The sequence below is a fragment of the Piscinibacter gummiphilus genome (assembly GCF_032681285.1).
Taxonomy (GTDB): domain Bacteria; phylum Pseudomonadota; class Gammaproteobacteria; order Burkholderiales; family Burkholderiaceae_C; genus Rhizobacter; species Rhizobacter gummiphilus_A.
This window is the reverse complement of the sequence record NZ_CP136336.1, coordinates 2,827,768-2,847,819: the sequence shown is the minus strand read 5'-3', so window position 1 is coordinate 2,847,819 and position 20,052 is coordinate 2,827,768. Positions and strand designations below refer to the sequence as shown.

The following is a 20,052-nucleotide window of genomic DNA, read 5'->3' as shown; positions in this document are numbered from 1 at the left end:
CGATGCAATGGAGGCCGCGTCATTCACTCGGAGACAAACGATGACTCTCAAAAGCACGACAAGAATCTTTTTGGCAGCGGCGCTGGCAAGCGTCTCTCTGGCGGCGGTGGCCGACTACCCCGACAAGCCGGTGCGCGTGATCGTGCCGTTCGCGCCCGGCGGCACCACCGACATCATTGCGCGCGTCGTGGCCGACCAGATCCAGGTGTCGCTCGGCCAACCGATGATCGTGGAAAACAGGGGAGGGGCCGGCGGCATGCTCGGCGCCACCGAGATCGCCAGGTCGCAGGCCGATGGCTACACCGTCGGGATCGCAACCGTCTCCACGACGGCAGCCGTGCCGTCGCTCAACCCCAAGACACCTTATGACCCGACGGTCGACTTCACGTCGATCATCAACATCGCGGCCACGCCCAACGTGCTGGCGGTGCACCCCTCGTTTCCCGCGAAGGACTTCAAGGCCTTCCTCCAGCTCGTGAAGGCCAACCCTGGCAAGTACTCGTTCGCGAGTTCGGGCGCCGGCGGCATCGGGCACCTGCAGATGGAGTTGTTCAAGTCGATCACCAACACCTTCATCACCCACATTCCCTATCGCGGCGCAGGCCCGGCGCTGACCGACACCATCGCGGGGCAGGTGCCGATCATCTTCGACAACCTGCCCTCGGCGCTGCCCTTCATCAAGGACAACCGCCTGCTTGCGCTGGCCGTGGCGGCCCCCAACCGCCTGCCCATGCTGCCCAACGTGCCGACCTTCAAGGAACTGGGGCTGGAGCCCGTCAACCGCATGGCGTACTACGGCCTGCATGGCCCGAAGAACCTGCCGCGCCCGGTGGTGGCGAAGCTGCATGCCTCGGTCAAGAAGACGCTGGAGAACCCGGCCACGCGCAAGCGCATCGAGGAGACCGGCTCGATCGTCATCGGCAACACCCCTGAGCAGTTCGCCGCCGAAACGAAGGCCGAGTACGCGGTCTACAAGCGCGTGGTCGAGCAGCAAAAGCTCAAGCTCGACTGAAGCGGGAGGCCCCCATGCTGTACCAACGGATCGTGCTGAAGGCCGCGGCCGCACTGGCGATGCTCCTGTGCGCGCTGGCCGCGAGAGCCGACATCGTGATCGGCCAGACCAGCGGTTTCACCGGCCAGGTGAAAGGCAGCGTCGAAGAGTTGTCGCTCGGCGCCAAGCTGTACCTCGACTTCGTCAACGCAGGCGGCGGTGTCAACGGCCAGCGCATCCGCCTGGTTCAGCTGGACGACAAGTTCGACCCCCGGCTCGCGGCGGCCAACGCGGAAGCGTTGATCGTCAAGGAAGGCGCGCTCGCGCTCTTCCTGACTCGGGGCACGCCGCACACCCAGGCAGTGTTGCCGCATCTCGCGAAGCACCGGGTGCCCCTGATCGCGCCTTCCACGGGCGCCATGGTGTTGCACCAGCCGCCGCACCCGTATGTGTTCAACGTGAGGGCCACGTATCAACGCGAAGCTATGCGGGCGATCGAGCACCTGGGCGTGATCGGCCTGAGCCGCGTGGCGGTGCTGCACGTGAAGGACTCGTTCGGCGCCGATGCCGTGCTCGGCGCACTGAAGGGCTTCGAGAACATCGGCAAGAGCCCGGTCGTCGTGCACGAGTTCGAGCGCGAGAACCCGGCGTTCTCCGGCGTGGCGTCGAAAGTGATGCACACGCACGCGCAGGCGGTGCTGATCATCGGCTCGGCGACAGCGGTGGTCGATGCGACGAAGGCCATCCGCACGGCGGGCTCGTCGGCGCAGATCGTCACCCTGTCGAACAACGCCTCGGGCGCGTTCATCAAGCAGATGGGCGAGAACGCGCGAGGCACGATCGTGACGCAGGTGTTCCCGTATGAGCGCGCCTCCGGGCCCCGCTTCGTGCGGCACGCGCTCGAGCTGGCCAAAGGGCGTGGCAACACAGAGCTGTCGCCCGCCATGCTGGAAGGGTTTGCTGCGGCGAAGGTGCTGGTCGAGGCGATCAAGCGGGCAGGGCGAAGCCCCACGCGGGCGTCGCTGCTGAGCGCGCTGGAGGGCATGCAGCGGCTCGACATCGGCGGGCTCGAACTTTCCTACTCGCCCACGGACCACACCGGCTTCGACTTCGTCGACCTGTCCATCATCGCCGCCGACGGCAGGTTCACGCGCTAGCGGCGTTCCCGCGGCAGTCTTTGCATGGCAGGCTCGGTGGCGCGGGGGCAAGTCTCGCCTCGGCGGCCGACGAGCCTGGGTGACCTCAGCGAATCCGTTGTCGGATCGCAGAAGGTAAGTCCTTGATTCACATGGAATGTCCTAACCGATCGCACCGGGTTTCCTACTAGTCGAGGCGGGGCAAACCCGTTGACGGCGCTCCCGTAAATCACGGATCTCGTTTCCAGGAAGCCCACATGCGACGAATCCATTTCCATAACAACCAATCGACGCGGTGGTTACAAAATATTTTGTCCTGCCGCAGTCAATATCAATGTATTGACCTAGAACGGTACATAGCCCCGCCTCTGAAGTAGACGCTATCGCGTTAGACAGCGAATTTCTTAAAGGTCGCCGTTTCACACAATCGCCTGCGATTCGTATGCGCCTTGCGTCTGTGCAAATCGGCGCGCCGATGCGGCACTTCACAAGGCAATTGCGCTGGAATATCTTCGACGGAGATCGACTAGTAACGACTCGACGTCATGAGCACAGACAGCGGATGCGTCAGCCTCGTAGAAGAACTACTGCTCAAGCAATACGGCCCGTTCCTTGACAGTGCTGCGATCTGCAAGGTTCTGTACTACCCGACGAGAGGAGCGCTTGCAGCAGCCAAGGCTCGCGGCCAGTTGCCATTCACGCCGATCAAGCTCGGCGGCCGTCCGGGCATCTTCGCGTTGACTTCCGAAATCGCTGAGATTGCCGAACGATTGGCGTCTGAATCGCGTTCGCAAGCGAAGGAATCAGGAGTGACGTCAACTATGTGAATCGCCAAAAAAGAAAGCCACCAGTCCCGAAGGAAAGGTGGCCGTCCCGAAGCACATTACTGAGCTCCTAAGCACTCTCAGTATGGCTTCAGACGGCTACTAGGTCAACTCGTCCCCAGCTCGCTGCGGGACCGTCCAGGAGTTTGTCTTGAGCACATTCGGCATCCCGAAGGAGGGCGCCTGCGCGAAGTATTTCGTTCGCAGCAGCCAGCGCTTCATTCCACTGTCACTCCACCGTCCAGCTCTGAAAGGAGCGGAACATGTGGTTTGACCGTGGTCGCAGTTTCGGCGGCTTGCGCAAACGGTACAAGGCGTTTCCAAACGGCATGGTCGAGGCGCTCGACCCTGTCAGCGCCGACATCGTGGCGTTCAAGACAGAACTTCAATACGACAACTGGTTGCTGCGTCGATTCGACGCGGCCATACAAGACTTGGACATCAGGCCCAAGCGGCTTGCGCAGATGCGAAATGGCAAGCGGACCGAATCTCAGCCGGCGCTTGCGTTCCGCAACGAGAAAGGCTCACGCATCGTCGAGTGGGTTGTCGCGAAGGGAAGCGTAGAGCCTTGCGATCTCGAAGCGGTCGTCCCATTTGAGAAAAGTCATCCGGTCCAAGTTTCGGTGAGAGCACGGGACACCATTCGCAGCAATCAGGTGTTGCTGGCCAACCTGGACCACGTCCGACAGACGTTGGCGATGCACGTCAACGTTGACCTGGCGGCCGAGCAACGCGCGACCTTGCACGCCTTGCAGGAAGAGCCGGAAATGAAACTGGCGCTTCTCCTGTCGCGCGCGCAAACCCAATCGACTGTAGACGTCAGCATCCGTGTGGAAGCGGCGCTACTCCGACTTTTTGCAGATGGAACCGTCAAACTGAACCTGTCCGAGGTGCCCTATGGGACGAAGACCATCATCTCGATTTGACGGTTCTGAGGATTGGAGGGCTGAGTACAGCAATTTTGCAGACTGGCCCGGCGTCGATGCCCAGTTACTTAAGGGAAGGGATCAACTTCGCTATGAGCGCTTGGCAAGAGCAGTCGAGCACTACCTGAACGACCAACCAATCGCGATGGTTGTCGCGCAGGCGAAGATGTCACGCCAACGATTTGGTGTCCTCTTTAAGCGCTGCATTGCGCCTCATCCCGATGGTCGCATCCAGGGAGCTCGCGCTTTGAAGTTGGGCTCAAGGGTAGGTGAATACAAGCGTAAGCAGCCCGCTTCAAAGCACGGAAACCCGGGGGCTGGCGTCTTCAGGATGCTGTTCGTCGATCACTCGGAACTTGAAAGAACATTTGAGAAGCGCCTGCTGCTGCGGGCGCGCTACAAGCTCGGGTCGCCACCGCACTGGTTCAGGAATGCGCACAAAGACTTTCTCGACGCCTGTCGAGAAGATTGTGGTCTGGGCGCAGAGGACTACCCCTTCACCTCCGGCGATCGCGGCTTCCGCGCTTTCAAGAAGTGGATGAAGGAGGCCTATCTTCCCAGACACCTTTCGAGGTGGGTGCGCGATAGCTACGGACCAGCGGCCGGGCAAGCTCAAGACTATGCAGAAGGAGACGGCGAATCAAAACGTCTGCTCGGTCCATACAAAGTCTGGCAATTGGACGAAGTTGACCTCGACGTAAATGCCCGTTGCACGCTTCCTGCGCCGAAGCGCGGGGAGATCTCCGCGCCATTACATCGACTCTCCGAGCTGCGCCTTGTGGACGTTGGCTCCGGCGCTGTACTCAGTCGACGACTGGTCGTCTCCAAGAAGGTTGCTGCGAACGACGTCTTGATCGTGTTGTGGGATGCGATCAGCGGCCCACCTGAAGTCCCGAAGGTTTACCCGTCACCACCGAAGCCTGAAGCGGACTACCCGGTCAACCTTTTTCCAGAGCTCCGCTTCGCCTTAGTCGATCTGCTCTATCTCGACAACGCCTTAGCCCACTTGGCAGCTTGCCGCGACGGGTCTTCACTCTACGCAGGAGGGCGCTAATCGCTCAGGGGGTTTTCACACAGCCTCGACTGGCCAGAGTCATTGGTCAATCGTATTAATGGACGGCAGTGAGTGCGACACCGGACCTTCGCTCAACCGAAGTCCCGCGACTGCTGTCTTCCCCTGCATGCGATTGTCACTAGGGTATCGCTCGGCAGCTTAGCCCTCCAAAGGGGGCATTCAATGGGGCGATCCCACGGCACAATGCCCGCAAAGATTTAAAGGGAGGCCGGTGTGGCTGTACTGGGAGGGGGGGGCGAAGCGCAGCTGCGTGTTGAACGCGCACTGCCGCAGTCAGATGCGGCAGACAATGGGAATGCGCCAGCGAGGCAGGCGTCATTGGGGGCGCTTTGCCTCGTGGCCCGTCTGCATCACGTGGCCGCTGATCCGGCTCACATAGCCCATCAGCTCGGCTGGACACCAAGCTACTCCCCTTCAGCGGCTGACCTGCTGCTGGCTGCAAAGCACCTCGGCCTCAAGGCCAAACTCGCCCGCAGCACCGTTGATCGGCTCAGCCTTTCCCCACTACCGGCCATCGCGCTGACGCGCGATGGCCGCGCAGTTGTCCTTGCCCAGTGCGACGGTCAGCGCGTGCTTCTGCAAGAGCCCGGCGGCCGGCCGACGATCGAGCCGGTGGGCGTCTTTACCGAGGAGTGGAGCGGTCAGCTCATCCTCATCGCTAGCCGCGCCTCCCTGACGGGCGCTCTCGCGAAGTTCGACTTTAGCTGGTTCATTCCCAGCTTGGTGAAATACCGGCGCTTGCTCGGCGAAGTGCTGCTCGTCTCGCTGTTCCTGCAGCTCTTCGCCCTCATCAGCCCCTTGTTCTTCCAGGTCGTGATGGACAAGGTACTTGTGCACCGGGGCGTTTCCACGCTCGACGTGCTGGTTATCGGGCTTGTCGTTGTGGTCCTCTTCGAAAGCGTGCTCACCACGCTTCGCACCTACGTCTTCAGCCACACCACGAGCCGCATCGACGTCGAACTTGGCGCACGCCTCTTCCGCCACCTGCTGCAACTGCCCTTGGCCTACTTCCAGGCCCGAAGAGTGGGTGATTCGGTAGCCCGCGTGCGCGAGCTAGAGAACATCCGCAGTTTTTTGACCGGCAACGCTATCACCATCGTGCTCGACATCGCCTTCTCGGTGATCTTCATCGCGGTGATGCTCTTCTACAGCGTCCCGCTCACCTTGATCGTGTTGGCCAGCCTGCCGCTGTACGTTACGCTGAGCGTCATCCTCGTCCCCATCCTGCGCGCCCGCCTCGACGAGAAATTCGCCCGCGGCGCCGAGAACCAGGCCCTGCTGGTGGAGGCGGTGACCGGCATCCAGACCGTCAAGGCCAGCGCCCTCGAGCCCGCCACTGCGAAGCGCTGGGACGACCAGCTCGCCGCCTACGTCTCAGCCAGCTTCAAGACCAGCACGCTGGCCAGCTACGGCCACGAAGGCATCAACCTCATTGGCAAGCTTGTCGGTGCCGCGACCCTGTGGTACGGCGCCCGTCTCGTGATGGACCAGCAGCTGAGCGTCGGCCAGTTCGTCGCCTTCAACATGTTCGCCCAGCGCGTCGCGCAGCCCATCATGCGCATGGCGCAGCTCTGGACCGACTTCCAGCAGACCGGCATCTCCATGGCCCGCCTGGGCGACATCCTGAACACACGCACTGAAGTGCCGCCTGCTGCCGCGGCGCAGCTGCCCCCGCTCAAAGGCGCCATCCAGTTCGACCAGGTCAGCTTCCGCTACCGTCCCGAAGCGCCCCCGGTCCTGCACACCCTGAGCCTGCAGATCCGCCCCGGCGAAGTGATCGGCATCGTCGGCCGCAGCGGCTCCGGCAAGAGCACCCTCACCAAGCTCGTTCAGCGCCTCTACACCCCCGAGCAGGGCCGGGTGCTCGTCGACGGCATCGACATCAGCCTGATCGATGCCGCCCAGCTCAGAAGGCAGATCGGCGTCGTGCTGCAGGAGAACCTGCTCTTCAACCGCAGCGTGCGCGAGAACATCGCCATCACCGACCCGGCAGCCCCCATCGAAGCCGTGATGCACGCCGCCACGCTAGCTGGGGCGCATGACTTCGTGAGCGAGCTGCCCGAGGGGTACGACACCATCGTCGGCGAGCAGGGCAGCAGCCTCTCCGGCGGGCAGCGCCAGCGCATCGCGATCGCCAGAGCGCTCTTCACTAACCCCCGAGTGCTCATCCTGGATGAAGCTACCAGCGCCCTCGACTACGAGAGCGAAGCCATCCTCCAGCGCAACATGGCTGGCATCTGCCAGGGCCGCACCGTGATCATCATCGCCCACCGCCTAAGCAGCGTTCGCCAGGCCCACCGCATCATCGCCATGGACAAGGGACGCATCGTCGAGCAAGGCTCCCACGATGAGCTGCTCAAGAACCCGAAGGGCCTCTACGCCCACCTCTGGGCCATGCAGGCCGGAAGCCAGCCATGAGCGCCGCCCACCACGTCGCCAGCGAAGCTGCCAACGAAGCCGCGCCACTACCGCGCCACCCAGCCTTCGAACTGCTCGCCCGCTACAAGGCCGTGCTGCAAGCCGCCTGGGCCTTGCGGCATGAGATGACCGGCCCCAGGCGTATGGCCGACGAGGCCGCCTTCCTGCCAGCCGCTTTAAGCCTGCAGGAGACCCCCGCTCACCCCGCACCGCGGCGCGTGGCTTGGGTCATCTGTGCGCTCTTCCTGATCGCCCTCGTCTGGTCCATCTTCGGCCAAGTCGACATCGTGGCCGTGGCCCCCGGCCGCATCGTCGTCAGCAACCGCACCAAGACGCTGCAGCCCCTGGAGCGAAGTGTCGTCAAGCGCGTGCTGGTCAAGGACGGCGATCTCGTGAAAGCCGGCCAGGTGCTGGTGGAGTTGGACCCGACCATGGCTGCTGCTGACGGTGCCAGCGTGCAAGAGCAACTTGCCTCCGCGGCCTCCGAAGAGGATCGGACGACGGCGCTGCTGGCAGCGCTCAAGGCGGGCCACGCGCCCGTCATGAAAGGCGCCAGCGGCCGCGACCAGGCCCAGCTGCAAGCCGAATGGCAGGACATCAACGCCAAGCTCGCCAAGCTGGGGGCCGAACACGCACGGCGCCAAGCCGAGATCGCCACCGTCCAGGAAACCATCGCCAAGCTCGACGCCACACTGCCGCTGGCCCAGCAGCGCGAAGCCGACTTCAAGCGCCTGACCAGCGAAGGCTTCATCTCCGACCACGCCCGGCAAGACCGCACCCGCGAGCGCATCGAACAGGAGCGTGACCTCGCCACCCAGAAAGCCCGCCTGGCCGAAGCTCAGGCCGCGCTGACCGAGAGCGACAACGCCAGAAGCGCCTACCTCGCCGAAACCCAGCGCACCCTCAATGACCGCCAGGCCCAGGCCAGCACCAAGCGCATCCAGCTGACCCAAGAGCGCAGCAAGACCGAGCAGCGCACCCGGCTGACGCAGCTCACCGCCCCAGTGGCCGGCACGGTTCAGCAGGTGGCGGTGCACACCGAGGGTGGCGTGGTCACCGAGGCCCAGGTGCTGATGGTCATCGTGCCCAAGGACGCACAGGTGACCGCCGAGGTGGTGATCGACAACAAGGACATCGGCTTCGTCAATCCGGGGCAGATCGCGGCGATTAAGCTCGAAACCTTCCCCTTCACGCGCTACGGTACGGTCGAAGCGAACGTGTACAGCGTCACTGCTGACGCGGTGAACGACGAAAAGCGCGGCGCCATCTTCCCGGCCACGCTGACGCTCAGGGACAACGACATCCTCGTGGACGGGAAGCGCATCCATCTAAGCCCTGGAATGAATCTCACTGCGGAGATCAAAACCGGTCGAAGAAGCGTGTTCGACTATTTGTTGAGTCCGCTGCAAAGGACCGTGAGCGAGAGTCTTGGAGAAAGATAAAACCCAATTACCTTGGGGAGTTTTTTAATATGCCGGTACTGCTCTTTGTATTGCTTGTGGTCATATTCTGTGCTGTCTCCGTTTCGTTTCTTTATCCGCCACGAGAAGAACTAACGATAGTGCACGAAAAGTATCAACAAAGGCTGGCGACCAAGAAAGGGATCGTCGCAGCACTTGCGCGGCTCGTCGATCGATTCGCTTACAGAGCTTCGATATATCGGTGGAGAGCAATTTCTGCCTTGACTTTCGTTTGGCTGGTGATTTTCTTGTTCTGGCTCCTAAAAATCTAGGTGATCTATGTCCATATATGATTCTGGAAGCGTTTCGGTAGTTACTGCCGGAAACGGCTTATTGGTTGCCGTGGCCGCCCCGATCGTCGGGCCCGCCGTCGTGCTACCGAACGCTGTTATTAATGCGCTACTTTCTGCATCTGCACTGGGTGGAGAGCCAAGACTCGTGCCCTTCGGCGACGGCGGCACCGTGCAAATTGACGCGCGCTGTTTAGATCTAGCCTCAAAAATTATCACCGCGATGTCTCTTGCGGGAATGGCCGTTGGTGCTACGGTGAGCTTACCGGTCGTCCTGGGGATGACTGCTGTTGCAATAACGGCTGGTGCTCTCTCGGACCCGGGCATTCGAGACATGATTACAGACCCGGCCTTTTGGGATCGCTTCCGCGACGGTATAGATTTTCCGATTGCGGGAGACCCAGCCACTGGCATGCCGTGGCCTGGTGCGGAGATTGATCCATCGGTAAACGGCAACTGGCAACAGGCGCTAACACCGCCCCGACGGGATCCATTGGCCATCGATTTGGATGGGGACGGGATTGAAACAGTGGGCATTTCCGCGTCCGGCGCTCCGATCCTTTTCGACCACAACGCCGACGGCATCAAGACGGGTACCGGTTGGCTCCAGGGCGACGATGCCTGGCTAGTGCTTGACCGCAACGGCAACGGCACGATCGACAGTGGCCGGGAGCTTTTCGGCGCAGACACACAAATTTCGGTTACGGAGACACTGCCAGGAAGTACACAGCCGACAACGTTCTCACGCAATGCCACAAGCGGCTTTGAGGCGTTGCGGGCGCTGGACATAGGTGATGGCAGTGCAGGTTCTGCAGGCTTCGGCGACGGAGTCTTTGACGAGCGAGACGCGGAGTTCGTCAACGTCAGACTGTGGCGAGACATCAACCAAGACGGCATAAGCCAAACTAGCGAACTGATTTCATTGGCAGAGCAGGGCATCACATCGATCGCCCTGACAGCGACCACGACGACCATCAATCTCAACAATGGGAACACGGTGACGGGCCAAGCCACAGTTTCCCGCGCCGACGGGAGCATCACAGAGATAGACAGTGTTGATCTAACTGCGAGCAATTTGAACCTAGCCGACAACCCGTTTTATAGGGAGTTTGGGGATGTCATTCCCTTGACCACCCAGGCGCGAACGGCTGCCCAAATGCAGGGCTCTGGATGGCTTCGAGACCTGCGCGAGGCAATGAGCCTAAGCACCACGGCGGCCGCCAGCTTTGCAAGCAAGGTCGCGCAGTACTCGGCTGCAAGCAGTCGTGACGAGCAACTTGCCGAAGTTGACGCCCTAGTTGAACTATGGGCAAAGACGAGCGGGCGCTTTGATGACCGTTGGCATAGAGCCGTGCAAGCGACTTTGGTATCCCAAACGAGCAGCAGTGCCACGTATCGCTACTCCACGGTTGACCCGATCTTCTATGAAACGATGAGCCCGACGTCGTATACCCAGGGCGTTGGCATCGGTCTGGAGGGCAATGAGTACTACACGTACATTCAGGCAGGTCAGCAATCCGCGAAGGTGTTAAACGATGCGGGGCTGGAGGTCTTTCGCAGGCTCGCGATTTTGGAGGCGTTCAATGGCCAACGCTTTATCAACTTTACGGCGACGCAGGGGACCGGAGGGGGAAGCGCCAGTTCATCGTCCGGCGGTGGAGGAGGCGGCGGTGGCGGCATGTTGGCACCGGGACTTCAGGTCAATTGGTGGATCACGCTTGCTACGCAACAGATCCATTCGATTAACCAAGCGTATGAGGCGCTCACGAGTTCAGTTTATGAGGCATTGGTACTTCAGACGCGCCTTAAACCATACCTCGACTGCATCACTCCTGTTGTTGACCAAGCGGGACTGCACTTCGACACCTCGACTCTAAGCGGGAAGCTTGATGACCAAAAATTGGCTGATGAGCGCAAGGCGCTGATTGATCTGATTGAACTAACGAAGTATGCGAACGGAGCCCTTGAACTTACTGGGTTCGATGCTGTCGGGCTGTTGCGTTCATGGGTTGATTCTTTGGGTGCGGAATCCGCACTCCGCGCAGAGCTTCTGTCACTTGATCTATATAGCCCGGCAGTCTCCGTCGGCAGTAGCCGCGCCGATATCTATTTTGGTGACGCTAGCTCAAACGTTTTTAGTGCTAAATCGGGTGACGATCTGCTCGATGGAGGCGACGGCAACGACACGCTCAACGGCGAGAACGGCAACGACGTTCTTCTGGGCGGGGAAGGCGCTGACACGCTGACCGGCGGGGTTGGTGCCGACACGCTCATGGGTGGGGCTGGCAACGACAACCTGTACGGCGACGGCATGTACGGAGGCAATGGTGGCAACGACGTGCTCGACGGAGGCGCCGGCAACGACACCCTTGTCGGTGGCTTCGGCAGCGACACCTACCTGTTCGGTCGGGGCGACGGGCAAGACACGATCAGCAACTACGCCGATGCATGGGGAGGCAGTGTCGACCCCACCGTGGGCAAGCAAGACGTGCTGCAGTTCAAGGCCGGCGTGCTGGCCAGCGACGTCACGCTCACCCGCAGCGGCGACAACCTGGTCGTGCGGATCAACGGCACCACCGACCAGGTCATCATCTCGAACTACTTCAACAACGATGGCTTCGGCACGCAGGGCTATGCCCTGGAGCAGATCCGCTTCGAAGACGGGACCAGCTGGGACGTGGCCACGGTCAAGACCATGGTGCTGCAAGGCACAGCTGGCGTTGACACCATCACCGGCTATGCCACCGACGACACCATTGCGGGTCTGGCCGGCAATGACACGCTGTACGGCCGTGACGGCAACGACACGCTGGACGGTGGTGACGGCGCCGACACGCTCAATGGCGAGAACGGCAACGACGTGCTGCTGGGTGGTGAAGGTGCTGACACGCTGACCGGCGGGGTTGGTGCCGACACGCTCATGGGTGGGGCGGGCAACGACAACCTGTACGGCGACGGCATGTACGGCGGCAACGGTGGCAACGACGTGCTCGACGGTGGTGCTGGCAACGACACCCTCGTGGGCGGTTACGGCAGCGACACCTACCTGTTCGGCCGTGGCGACGGGCAGGACACGATCAGCAACCGCTCCGACGGCTACAGCGGGTACGCTGACCCCACGGTGGGCAAGCAAGACGTGTTGCAGTTCAAGGCCGGCGTGCTGGCCAGCGACGTCACGCTCACCCGCAGCGGCGACAACCTGGTCGTGCGGATCAACGGCACCACCGACCAGGTCATCATCTCGAACTACTTCAACAACGATGGCTTCGGCACGCAGGGCTATGCCCTGGAGCAGATCCGCTTCGAAGACGGGACCAGCTGGGACGTGGCCACGGTCAAGACCATGGTGCTGCAAGGCACAGCTGGCGTTGACACCATCACCGGCTATGCCACCGACGACACCATTGCGGGTCTGGCCGGCAATGACACGCTGTACGGCCGTGACGGCAACGACACGCTGGACGGTGGTGACGGCGCCGACACGCTCAATGGCGAGAACGGCAACGACGTGCTGCTGGGTGGTGAAGGTGCTGACACGCTGACCGGCGGGGTTGGTGCCGACACGCTCATGGGTGGGGCGGGCAACGACAACCTGTACGGCGACGGCATGTACGGCGGCAACGGTGGCAACGACGTGCTCGACGGTGGTGCTGGCAACGACACCCTCGTGGGCGGCTTCGGCAGCGACACCTACCTGTTCGGTCGGGGCGACGGGCAAGACACGATCAGCAACTACGCCGATGCATGGGGCGGCAGTGCCGATCCCACGGTGGGCAAGCAAGACGTGTTGCAGTTCAAGTCCGGCGTGCTGGCCAGCGACGTCACGCTCACCCGCAGCGGCGACAACCTGGTCGTGCGGATCAACGGCACCACCGACCAGGTCACGATCTCCAGCTACTTCGTCGGAGACGGCGTCAGCGCGCAAGGCTACGCCGTGGAGCAGATCCGCTTCGAAGACGGGACCAGTTGGAACGTGGCCACGGTCAAAGCGATGATGCAAGCCACGGCGGGAAACGACACTCTCATTGGCTATGCCACAGACGATGTGTTGATAGGTCTGGGTGGCAACGACACGCTGTACGGCCGTGACGGCAACGACACGCTGGACGGTGGTGACGGCGCCGACACGCTCAACGGCGAGAACGGCAACGACGTGCTGCTGGGTGGTGAAGGTGCTGACACGCTGACCGGCGGGGTTGGTGCCGACACGCTCATGGGTGGGGCTGGCAACGACAACCTGTACGGCGACGGCATGTACGGAGGCAATGGTGGCAACGACGTGCTCGACGGAGGCGCCGGCAACGACACCCTTGTCGGTGGCTTCGGCAGCGACACCTACCTGTTCGGTCGGGGCGACGGGCAAGACACGATCAGCAACTACGCCGATGCATGGGGAGGCAGTGTCGACCCCACCGTGGGCAAGCAAGACGTGCTGCAGTTCAAGGCCGGCGTGCTGGCCAGCGACGTCACGCTCACCCGCAGCGGCGACAACCTGGTCGTGCGGATCAACGGCACCACCGACCAGGTCATCATCTCGAACTACTTCAACAACGATGGCTTCGGCACGCAGGGCTATGCCCTGGAGCAGATCCGCTTCGAAGACGGGACCAGCTGGGACGTGGCCACGGTCAAGACCATGGTGCTGCAAGGCACAGCTGGCGTTGACACCATCACCGGCTATGCCACCGACGACACCATTGCGGGTCTGGCCGGCAATGACACGCTGTACGGCCGTGACGGCAACGACACGCTGGACGGTGGTGACGGCGCCGACACGCTCAATGGCGAGAACGGCAACGACGTGCTGCTGGGTGGTGAAGGTGCTGACACGCTGACCGGCGGGGTTGGTGCCGACACGCTCATGGGTGGGGCGGGCAACGACAACCTGTACGGCGACGGCATGTACGGCGGCAACGGTGGCAACGACGTGCTCGACGGTGGTGCTGGCAACGACACCCTCGTGGGCGGTTACGGCAGCGACACCTACCTGTTCGGCCGTGGCGACGGGCAGGACACGATCAGCAACCGCTCCGACGGCTACAGCGGGTACGCTGACCCCACGGTGGGCAAGCAAGACGTGTTGCAGTTCAAGGCCGGCGTGCTGGCCAGCGACGTCACGCTCACCCGCAGCGGCGACAACCTGGTCGTGCGGATCAACGGCACCACCGACCAGGTCATCATCTCGAACTACTTCAACAACGATGGCTTCGGCACGCAGGGCTATGCCCTGGAGCAGATCCGCTTCGAAGACGGGACCAGCTGGGACGTGGCCACGGTCAAGACCATGGTGCTGCAAGGCACAGCTGGCGTTGACACCATCACCGGCTATGCCACCGACGACACCATTGCGGGTCTGGCCGGCAATGACACGCTGTACGGCCGTGACGGCAACGACACGCTGGACGGTGGTGACGGCGCCGACACGCTCAATGGCGAGAACGGCAACGACGTGCTGCTGGGTGGTGAAGGTGCTGACACGCTGACCGGCGGGGTTGGTGCCGACACGCTCATGGGTGGGGCGGGCAACGACAACCTGTACGGCGACGGCATGTACGGCGGCAACGGTGGCAACGACGTGCTCGACGGTGGTGCTGGCAACGACACCCTCGTGGGCGGTTACGGCAGCGACACCTACCTGTTCGGCCGTGGCGACGGGCAGGACACGATCAGCAACCGCTCCGACGGCTACAGCGGGTACGCTGACCCCACGGTGGGCAAGCAAGACGTGCTGCAGTTCAAGGCCGGCGTGCTGGCCAGCGACGTCACGCTCACCCGCAGCGGCGACAACCTGGTCGTGCGGATCAACGGCACCACCGACCAGGTCATCATCTCGAACTACTTCAACAACGATGGCTTCGGCACGCAGGGCTATGCCCTGGAGCAGATCCGCTTCGAAGACGGGACCAGCTGGGACGTGGCCACGGTCAAGACCATGGTGCTGCAAGGCACAGCTGGCGTTGACACCATCACCGGCTATGCCACCGACGACACCATTGCGGGTCTGGCCGGCAATGACACGCTGTACGGCCGTGACGGCAACGACACGCTGGACGGTGGTGACGGCGCCGACACGCTCAATGGCGAGAACGGCAACGACGTGCTGCTGGGTGGTGAAGGTGCTGACACGCTGACCGGCGGGGTTGGTGCCGACACGCTCATGGGTGGGGCGGGCAACGACAACCTGTACGGCGACGGCATGTACGGCGGCAACGGTGGCAACGACGTGCTCGACGGTGGTGCTGGCAACGACACCCTCGTGGGCGGTTACGGCAGCGACACCTACCTGTTCGGCCGTGGCGACGGGCAGGACACGATCAGCAACCGCTCCGACGGCTACAGCGGGTACGCTGACCCCACGGTGGGCAAGCAAGACGTGCTGCAGTTCAAGGCCGGCGTGCTGGCCAGCGACGTCACGCTCACCCGCAGCGGCGACAACCTGGTCGTGCGGATCAACGGCACCACCGACCAGGTCATCATCTCGAACTACTTCAACAACGATGGCTTCGGCACGCAGGGCTATGCCCTGGAGCAGATCCGCTTCGAAGACGGGACCAGCTGGGACGTGGCCACGGTCAAGACCATGGTGCTGCAAGGCACAGCTGGCGTTGACACCATCACCGGCTATGTCTCTGATGACGTACTAACCGGCCTCGCGGGCAACGATTTTCTCTATGGTCGCAATGGAAATGACATCCTTGATGGTGGCGAAGGCAACGACACCATGGATGGCGGGATTGGCAGCGACACTTATCGCTTCGGCTTAGGTGGCGGTTCAGACGTCATCACGGACGTTGATGCAACCGCTGGGAACACGGACGTGGTGCAAATGCTCGACGCGGTATCCGCCGACCGACTTTGGTTTCGCAGGGTTAGCAACAATCTGGAGGTCAGCATCATCGGCACGACGGACAAGCTGACGGTGCAGAACTGGTACCTTGGCAACCAATACCATGTCGAGCAGTTCAAGTCTTCTGACGGTCTGACTCTGCTCGACTCGAAGGTACAGGATCTAGTGAATGCCATGGCCTCATTCGCGCCGCCTGCTGCCGGGCAAACCACACTACCTTCGAACTATCAGGAGACTTTGGTGCCCGTCATTGCGGCGAATTGGGGGCCTTGAGCTAGAGGTGGAAGGTCTCAATCTGGCGGAACTCGATACGTCCCAGAGGAGCTGATGGCAGTCGAGGGGACGCGGCCGAGAAGAAAGACGGCCCGTGGCGAGTACATGCCACGGGCCGGGTCGTCGACGGCTCAAACGGATGCAATGGCGGCGCGTTGTGATCAGCCCGTATGACCAGGTGGAAGGACAGGGAACGATGTGCGCGAAACAGCAAGCAGAGCAGGGCGCCAGCATCCAGTTTAGGCAGCGAGGTCGGCTGCGTACGCCCCGGCCGCAGCCAAAACGGTCGAGCCGGCGCTCGGGAAGCGAATTGACCAGCTCGAGCGCCTCGGGGTCCAACGTTCGCTTTGCAGTGACCCGACCCGCCAGCACCTCAACTGGGGTGCTGTCACCCAGCAGGTCATTGGTCGAACAGAAGAACCCATAGAGCGATGAACCGTTGGTCACTGGCGCACCAAGGGCTCGCAGCACTCGCGCAAGTGGTGAGGTAGCAGATCCCGCGTCCCCTCGAAGCTCCGGCCAGGTCTGGAACCAGGGGTACTCGCTTGCGTGGTCCCGATCTGGCCACACGACCGAAAACAGTTCGCCGTTTCGCTCTCGGCCTGCAGGACAGCGTCTTGACTCAGGCCCAACGCCTTCGCGACCTCAGCCAAGGCCAGGTTGGTCATGCTGGCCAGTAACTCATGCTTGTTGGCGGACATCCGCGCTCCTATCTGGCGTGGGATTGGCGATGGCGCAAGACTAGTGCAAATTGAGCTGCCAGCAGACGGGCCCGTTGTTGGTCAACGTAGGACCCACTGTGTGCGTTGCAGGCGGTCGGAGCGGTGGCGTAGAGGTGGCTTGACAGCAATGTTGTAGCGTTGTGTACGCAGCGTAAGGAACGCCGTTTCGTTGTGATCGCGACAGCAACGGCGGTACGTTCATAGCCAGTAGCGCGCAGAGTTGGATCGCTGACAGCCAATGACGATGAAATCAGCGCTCTGGAACAGCATCACTGCCTGAAGTCATCGGACGCCGGAAGCAGAGGTGTTAGGTTCGCCTCGATCCTAAGTCTTTGATTTGCCTAGCCTACCGGGTGCGCCTCGATCCAACTGTGCTTCGTCACAGCCGGTAGCAACGACGGATCGATGTGGCCTATTGACAGGAGCGGCGGGACACCGCCACCAGTCGACGCAACGGCGGAAGGCCAGCAGCCAGCGGCATGCTCAGTTGGGTCAGCTGTAGCCACGCCTACCGGGCGCGCAGAACTGCACCGTATTGCTTGCCGGTCGCACGCATCCTTGCGGCACTACTTCAGATCGCCCCCTCGGCGAACATCGGCGACCAGCACCGGCCCTAGTGACGGCATCCGCCGTAAAGCCCACTTCGACCCTGGATTCCGCGAACTACTGGTTCACTTTCGTTATGAGCCGGTCGGCCCTCATCCGGCTGCGGTCCGCGCCTTGGTCAACTGCTCTTGGCGGCTGCGACCTGACGTTTCCAACCGCTGCTGCTCGGGCCGAACTGACATCATTGCGGCAGGCCTTAGAGGTTGACGGTGCAGCGCGCGCTTTTGCGCGGCCCAAGGCCAGCAGTGACGAATCGGGCGCTCCGCACCTTGATGAGGACTACCTCATTCTTTCGACCATCCATTCCGCCAAAGGCCAGGGGTAAAACGCCGTCTACGTGCTCAACGTTGTCGATGGTTGCATGCCGTCTGACATGGCGACCGATCGAGAAGAAGACATCGAAGAGGAGCGGCGACTGTTGTACGTGGCCATGACCCGCGCCAAGCATCACCTTGACCTGATCACGCCGCAGCGCTTCTACGTTCGTCAACAACGCCGTGGCGGCGACAGCTACATCAACGCGACGCTGACGAGATTCATTCCCGGTAAGGTGGCCAGACTATTCGAGCAAGTGACGCCGTTCTCGGCGCAGGTGGACCGCCGTGTGCAAACAATTTCTTCGACAGTCGACGGTGGTGCCAAGCTGCGGGCGATGTCGGACTAGGCCAGTTCGGTGAGCGAATGGCGGGCCAATCGGGTTGGCGGTGTTCATTCAAACATGGCTATAGCGATAACTATTCTTATCGCAATAGATAGCTCGACTGTCTAAACTGGGGCCATGAGAAACGCTCCAGTCCCGGCTTCCAGCCACAACGTCTCTAGCTTCCCGAGCGCGGACGAGCTGGCCGCGCTGCGCGCTTGGTATGCGGGGTTGCCGGCAAGGCAGGTCGTCGAGCGCTACCTCGGCGAGAAAAAAGCTACCGGGCAGTCGTCGCGCGCCATGCTGACGGCCGTCCGCCGCCAGCTGGCCCAGTACGCTAGGTCCCGCGGACGCGAGGAGCTGGAAGAGGTCTTCCTGCACGCGCCGGCAGAACGATTCGCGCGCAGGAAGGCGGTGAACGCCGCCGTTAACGCAATCCGCCACCTGCCGCTGGCCCAGCCCACGATCACCGACGACGTGGCGCGTTGGTTCCCGACGAGAGCGGTCACGGCACTGCACCGGCACGCCATCCGAACCTTGGCCGACCTGACGGTCCGGGTGCCGCGTAGGCGGCGTTGGTGGGTAGCCATCGACGGCCTGGGCGCCGTGCAGGCGGCCAGGATCGAGCTCTTTTTCGCACAGCATCCAGACCTCACCGAACGCGCGCGCGCCCTGGTCGAGCAGCAGCCCGGCCAAGCGCGGCCGTGGGAAGAGCTGGTGGTACCGGCCGACGTGGACGGCACGCACGGCGCCTTCCGCGCCCCACGCCAGACCTGCACCCTGCGCGCGGACAACGACTACGAGGCCGTCCAGACCTGGCTCGGCCTGCAGGACTCGGACGCCACGCGGCGTGCGTACCGCAAGGAGGCCGAGCGGTTGATTCTCTGGGCGATCCTCGAGCAGGGTAGGGCACTGTCGTCGCTGACGACCGAAGACGCCGTGGCCTACCGGCAGTTCCTGCGCAAACCTACCCCCACATCACGCTGGGTGGGACCGGCCAGGCCTCGGTCTGCGCCGGACTGGAGGCCCTTCCAGGGCGAGCTGTCTCCACGGTCGGTGGCCTACGCGCTGTCGGTGATCGGGGCAATGTTCCGATGGCTCATTGAGCAGCGCTACCTGCTTGCTAATCCCTTTGCCGGCCTCAAGGTGCGAGGTGCAAACCGACGACCGGCGGTGGAGGCCTCACACGTCTTCACGCAGCACGAATGGGCGCTGCTCCGGGGCACTGCCGATGGCCTCGAGTACGAGTCGGGGTGGACAAGCCCAGCGGCGCAGCGGCTTCGCTTTACCCTGGACTTCTGGCGCGACACAGGACTGCGGCCGCACGAGTTCGCGGAGTCCTGCCTGGGCAAGATCCAACGCGACGACGCCGGCGACGATTGGATTCAGGTGGTGGGGAAGGGGGGCCGGGTGGGCGATGTTGCCGTGCCCATCTCCGCCATGGGTGCGCTCGAGCGCTATCTGGTGCAGCGAGGCCTGCCGGCCACCCGCAGCCGGTGGAACCCCTGTACGCCGCTAATCCCGAGCCTGCAGCAGCCGGAGATTGGCATCAGCACGGGGCGGCTGCGGGCGCTGCTGGAGCGGTTCTTCCTCTTCGCCGCGGATCGGCTGGAACCAGTGAACGCAACAGCGGCGCACAAGCTTCGAGAGGCGACGCCACATTGGCTGCGCCACACGCACGCGACGCATGCGCTGGAGCTCGGAGTTGACCTGAAAACAGTGCAGGAGAACCTGCGCCACGCGTCCATCAGTACGACGTCGGGTTACCTGCACACGGACAAGGCACGGCGGGCAAGGCAGATGCGCGAGGCGTTTTGGAGAAGGCCCTAGCTATGCGTTTGTGC

At 62.5% G+C, this 20,052-nt stretch carries 9 protein-coding genes and 1 pseudogene; all 10 read left to right on the top strand.

What is annotated here, in order from left to right; translation table 11 throughout:
- The first annotated feature begins 40 nt into the window (after window positions 1–40).
- The 10 genes and pseudogenes from RXV79_RS13325 (at window position 41) to RXV79_RS13280 (ending at window position 20,038) form a co-directional block, all read left to right on the top strand.
- Window positions 41–1,012, top strand: a complete 972-nt coding sequence (locus tag RXV79_RS13325; protein ID WP_316697992.1) for a tripartite tricarboxylate transporter substrate binding protein BugE — start codon at window positions 41–43, stop codon at window positions 1,010–1,012.
- Between the two features lie 14 nt (window positions 1,013–1,026).
- On the top strand, window positions 1,027–2,148 hold the full coding sequence (locus tag RXV79_RS13320) for an ABC transporter substrate-binding protein (RefSeq protein WP_316697990.1): 1,122 nt from the start codon (window positions 1,027–1,029) through the stop codon (window positions 2,146–2,148).
- Window positions 2,149–2,672: 524 nt separating this feature from the next.
- A complete protein-coding gene (locus RXV79_RS13315) occupies window positions 2,673–2,954 on the top strand; it encodes a hypothetical protein (RefSeq protein WP_316697988.1) in 282 nt (93 codons plus the stop codon).
- A gap of 260 nt (window positions 2,955–3,214) precedes the next feature.
- Window positions 3,215–3,877 (top strand): hypothetical protein, encoded by a 663-nt coding sequence (locus tag RXV79_RS13310; protein ID WP_316697986.1) that lies wholly within the window; start codon window positions 3,215–3,217, stop codon window positions 3,875–3,877.
- 331 nt (window positions 3,878–4,208) lie between these two features.
- Complete coding sequence (locus RXV79_RS13305) at window positions 4,209–4,931, top strand: hypothetical protein (RefSeq protein ID WP_316697985.1); 723 nt, start codon at window positions 4,209–4,211, stop codon at window positions 4,929–4,931.
- Window positions 4,932–5,216: 285 nt separating this feature from the next.
- The gene (locus tag RXV79_RS13300; protein ID WP_316704110.1) at window positions 5,217–7,370 is read left to right on the top strand and encodes a type I secretion system permease/ATPase; all 2,154 of its coding nucleotides are present in this window, start codon (window positions 5,217–5,219) and stop codon (window positions 7,368–7,370) included.
- A complete protein-coding gene (locus RXV79_RS13295; protein WP_316697983.1) occupies window positions 7,367–8,812 on the top strand; it encodes an HlyD family type I secretion periplasmic adaptor subunit in 1,446 nt (481 codons plus the stop codon). Before RXV79_RS13300 ends, RXV79_RS13295 begins: the two co-directional genes overlap by 4 nt.
- Before the next feature lie 360 nt (window positions 8,813–9,172).
- On the top strand, window positions 9,173–16,240 hold the full coding sequence (locus RXV79_RS13290) for a calcium-binding protein (protein ID WP_316697980.1): 7,068 nt from the start codon (window positions 9,173–9,175) through the stop codon (window positions 16,238–16,240).
- Between the two features lie 1,560 nt (window positions 16,241–17,800).
- Window positions 17,801–18,232 (top strand): annotated as a pseudogene (locus tag RXV79_RS13285) (3'-5' exonuclease); the annotation flags it as partial.
- A gap of 114 nt (window positions 18,233–18,346) precedes the next feature.
- On the top strand, window positions 18,347–20,038 hold the full coding sequence (locus RXV79_RS13280; RefSeq protein WP_316697977.1) for a site-specific integrase: 1,692 nt from the start codon (window positions 18,347–18,349) through the stop codon (window positions 20,036–20,038).
- Window positions 20,039–20,052: the final 14 nt, after the last annotated feature.

Excerpts from the sequence above, each read along its gene's own strand:
- RXV79_RS13295 (WP_316697983.1), top strand. The coding sequence starts at position 7,367 with ATGAGCGCCGCCCACCACGTCGCCAGCGAAGCTGCCAACGAAGCCGCG.
- RXV79_RS13310 (WP_316697986.1), top strand. The coding sequence starts at position 3,215 with ATGTGGTTTGACCGTGGTCGCAGTTTCGGCGGCTTGCGCAAACGGTAC.
- RXV79_RS13325 (WP_316697992.1), top strand. The coding sequence starts at position 41 with ATGACTCTCAAAAGCACGACAAGAATCTTTTTGGCAGCGGCGCTGGCA.
- RXV79_RS13305 (WP_316697985.1), top strand. The coding sequence starts at position 4,209 with ATGCTGTTCGTCGATCACTCGGAACTTGAAAGAACATTTGAGAAGCGC.
- RXV79_RS13280 (WP_316697977.1), top strand. The coding sequence starts at position 18,347 with ATGAGAAACGCTCCAGTCCCGGCTTCCAGCCACAACGTCTCTAGCTTC.
- RXV79_RS13320 (WP_316697990.1), top strand. The coding sequence starts at position 1,027 with ATGCTGTACCAACGGATCGTGCTGAAGGCCGCGGCCGCACTGGCGATG.
- RXV79_RS13315 (WP_316697988.1), top strand. The coding sequence starts at position 2,673 with ATGAGCACAGACAGCGGATGCGTCAGCCTCGTAGAAGAACTACTGCTC.